This window comes from Vibrio ouci (assembly GCF_004551525.1).
In the GTDB taxonomy this organism is placed as follows: domain Bacteria; phylum Pseudomonadota; class Gammaproteobacteria; order Enterobacterales; family Vibrionaceae; genus Vibrio; species Vibrio ouci.
In genome coordinates this window covers 1-3720 of sequence record NZ_SATR01000100.1, presented here as the reverse complement: position 1 = coordinate 3720, position 3720 = coordinate 1, and the positions used below count along the sequence as shown (strand labels likewise).

General features: G+C 42.1%; 4 protein-coding genes. All 4 read left to right on the top strand.

The window, feature by feature from the left end; translation table 11 throughout:
* Positions 1-340 precede the first annotated feature (340 nt).
* The 4 genes from ELS82_RS23610 (at position 341) to ELS82_RS23590 (ending at position 3570) form a co-directional block, all read left to right on the top strand.
* Positions 341-1027: a toll/interleukin-1 receptor domain-containing protein gene (locus ELS82_RS23610; protein ID WP_095661234.1), complete on the top strand. Its 687-nt coding sequence runs from the start codon at positions 341-343 to the stop codon at positions 1025-1027.
* A gap of 145 nt (positions 1028-1172) precedes the next feature.
* On the top strand, positions 1173-1598 hold the full coding sequence (locus ELS82_RS23600; protein WP_134837602.1) for a bifunctional diaminohydroxyphosphoribosylaminopyrimidine deaminase/5-amino-6-(5-phosphoribosylamino)uracil reductase RibD: 426 nt from the start codon (positions 1173-1175) through the stop codon (positions 1596-1598).
* A gap of 144 nt (positions 1599-1742) precedes the next feature.
* On the top strand, positions 1743-2489 hold the full coding sequence (locus ELS82_RS23595; protein WP_167489500.1) for a carbon-nitrogen hydrolase family protein: 747 nt from the start codon (positions 1743-1745) through the stop codon (positions 2487-2489).
* Positions 2490-2625: 136 nt separating this feature from the next.
* Positions 2626-3570 carry a D-2-hydroxyacid dehydrogenase family protein gene (locus ELS82_RS23590; protein WP_134837601.1) on the top strand — a complete coding sequence of 315 codons (945 nt, stop codon included), beginning with the start codon at positions 2626-2628 and terminating at the stop codon, positions 3568-3570.
* Positions 3571-3720: the final 150 nt, after the last annotated feature.

Sequence of the window (3720 nt, the reverse complement as noted above, 5' to 3'; positions counted from 1 at the left end):
CTACAAACCTAAGAACGACTGGACTATTTCTAGTTTTTCATTTGACTTCGAAATAGATGATCAACTCAAAGACTTTGCTAGGGCTAAAATTGTCGGCTTCATTCCAGACAGCTAACAATAAATTTAAGCAGATTCGCAACGCTTGGCACTTTTGGTTTAAATCAGCTTTAGTGTTTACGGTACAATTCTTTAGGTAAGTGGCAGCGTTGCTCACTACTTAATTTGGCGTTAGAGCGCACCGGTATTTTTGTGACCGTCTTTGAAACGCCATACTGCCGTTGTTTCATATTGTGTTCAATCATTTATCATTGGATTGAATTCATACTTAGGAAATCGTTAAATGGCAAGATGTACAGCACCAGTAAATGGTCACCGAACAGCAAGTGCTAGAGCTAACTGTCCAGCATGTAGTAGTCGTGGTAGCTACCGTTCATATTCCTCGTATCCATCGTCTTCATACTCTTCGTACGGCGGCAGTAGCAACAGCTCAAGTGGTTCAAGTTCAAGCCGTCCTAGACCTAGTTGGTCAAGTCCTGGTTCCTCCGTGGTTTATACTCCGGCTGAAATTAGAACTCTTACTCCAGTACGAAAAAATGTAGAGAGACGAGCTTCTAAACCTGATCTTCGTGATGTGTTCCTATGTCACGCTTGGGATGACCGAAAAGGAATTGCCAAGGAGTTACATGACTTACTCGAAGCTAAAGGTGTTTCAGTTTGGTTTAGCGAAAAAGACGTTTTGCTCGGCTCAAATTTAATGCGTGAAATCGATAAAGGTTTAGCTAAATCAAGAATTGGAATCGTCATGGTAACTCCATCATTTTTGAAGCGCATAGCCGGAGAGGGTGTCGCAGACAAAGAACTATCTGCTTTACTCTCTACAGATTTGCTCGTGCCAATTGTCCACGATACTACGTATGAAGATCTTCGCGATGTGAGTCCGTTACTTGGTTCTCGAAGTGGTTTAGATACAGCAGAAGATCCAATAGGTAATGTTGCTAGTAAACTTGCAGAGTTAGTAGCGCTCTAACAAAGCGTTTAAGACAGATTCCCAACGCATGGCATTTTTCATTCCATCGTTGGGTTTTGTGTTTACGGTGGTATGGTTGGGTTTTGTGGTAGCGTTGCTCACTACTTAACGCGGCGTTATATGCCCGAATGAGGAATACGGAAAAATGTCAGAAAAATATATGCTTAGAGCGTTGGAAGTATCTAGGAAAGCATTACCTGATTGTATTCCCAACCCGCCAGTTGGCTGTGTCTTAGTCAAAGATAACCTCGTCGTATCTGAAGGTTTTACGCAAGCCATTGGTGGAAACCACGCTGAAGTCGAAGCATTAAATGCGTACAAAGGTTCAACTGATGGTGTGACAGCTTATGTGACCTTAGAGCCTTGCTCTTTTGTTGGTCGAACTCCTGCTTGTGCAGATACGTTGGTGAAGTCGGGCATAAAGCATGTTGTTATCGCATTAGTTGACCCAGACGAGCGTAATAGTGGTAAAGGTATTTCTATTCTCAAACAAAATGGTATTGAAGTAGAAGTTGGCCTTTGTGAAGAGCAAGTTGCCTGTTTTCTAAAGCCATATTTAGGTAAGTCGTAAAGGCATATAACAATAAATTTAAGAGTGATTCACAACGCTCGGCGCTTTCACTTCAAGCTAGTTTAGTGTTTATGGCACAATGGTTTAGCTAAGGTGTTAGCGTTGTTCACACCTTAATTTGGCGTTATGTTTTAAGGAGGAAACTTGGAAACTGGTGTAACTATAAGCTTGGCTCAAATCCCGATCGTGAGAGGCGACTTATGTGGAAATATTGAAAACCACATTAAAATGATCGAGGAGTCATCTTCTTACAAAGCTGATGTTGTCGTTTTTCCGGAATTATCATTGACGGGCTATGAGTTAGATTTGGTTGCTGAACTAGCGTTTTCGCCTGAGCCGTCGAGTTTTAAAGAACTCTCTCAAGCGTCAGTTGAAAATGAGATTATAGTTATTGCAGGTTGTCCGCTAAAAGCTAACAATTCCTCAAAGCCAACAATAGGTGCGGTAGTTTGTTTTCCCGATGGCTCAGTCCAATTTTATTCAAAGCAATATCTGCATGAAGGCGAAGATGATTATTGTTCTTTTGGGGCGACGGATTACTTCTTTACTGTGAATGGGTATCAAATAGCATTGGCTATTTGTGCCGACTTTATAACGTCGGAACATTCTCTGCGGGCTAAAAAGCTCGGTGCAGATGCTTATGTTGTAAGTGCTCTAATTTCTGGTAATGGTTTTACCCCTGATTCTAAAATCCTATCCGAAATTGCTTTAGAGCAACGTGTTCCAGTACTTCTAAGCAACCATATCTCAGAAACAGGTGGCTGGAAAACTTGTGGTAAAAGCTCAGTTTGGGATTCATTTGGGAAGCTCATTATTAGCTCTAGCGAAAAAGACAGTGGTTTGGTTTTGTGTACTATTGCTGGCAATGAGATCGAGGCTACTAAAACATAACAATAAATTTAAGAGTGATTCACAACGCTCGGCGCTTTCACTTCAAGCTAGTTTAGTGTTTATGGCACAATGCTTTAGGTAAGGTGTTAGCGTTGTTCACACCTTAATTTGGCGTTATAACAACAAGGAGAGTTCCGTGAAAATAACGGTTTTAGATGACTACCAGGATGTGGTTAGAACGTTAGATTGTTTCGAATTACTATCACATCACGATGTGTCCATCTTGAACGAAACACTTCCTGAGTCGGAGTTGGTAGCTAAGCTAAAAGACACAGAGTGTCTTGTTTTAATCCGAGAACGTACAGTCATTACAGAGTCACTGCTTGCGCAGTTACCTAACCTTAAAGTTATCAGTCAAACAGGTAAAGTTAGCAACCATATTGATGCCCACCTATGCGAAAAGTATGGAGTAAAGGTGTTGGAGGGGCGTGGCTCTCCTGTTGCTCCTTCGGAATTAGCTTGGGCCCTGATTATGGCGGCAAGTCGCCATGTACCAACTTATTCAGCCAATCTACAAAACGATATGTGGCAAAACTCTGGTGTGCTCGGTTTAGGTCGTACTCTAAAGGGCTTGAAGCTTGGTATTTGGGGTTACGGAAAAATTGGACAACGAATCGCTCAATTTGCAAAAGCATTTGAAATGTCAGTGGTTGTTTGGGGTAGTGAGCAATCAAGGAATCTTGCGCGTGAACACGGCTTTGAAGCTGCCGCTTCAAAGGAAGCATTTTTCTCTGGTTCGGATATTGTGTCACTTCACTTACGTTTGAATGAAGTAACTAGAGCGTGCGTAACGGCTCAGGACTTGAGCTTAATGAAGCCCGACTCTTTATTTGTAAATATTAGTCGCTCAGAGCTTGTAGAAAACTCTGCGCTATACAACGAGCTGGTGGCGGTCCCAACTAAGCGAGCTGCCGTTGATGTATTTGACAATGAACCAGCATCGCTTGATAACGAGCCTTTATTGTCATTACCAAACGTAACGGCTACCCCACATTTAGGGTATGTAGAGCAAAACAGCTACGAGCTTTACTTCAAAATAGCATTCGAGAACATTTTAGCTTTCGAGCAGGGTAAGGTATAGACATCAGCATCGAGGAAATCGTTGTTATAACAAGCAATTTAAGAGGGATTCACAACGCTTGGCGCTTTTGCTTCTACTTCAGTTTTAGTGTTTATGGCACAATTCTTTAGGTTTGGGTGGCGGCGTTGTTCACCCCTTAATTGGGCGTTA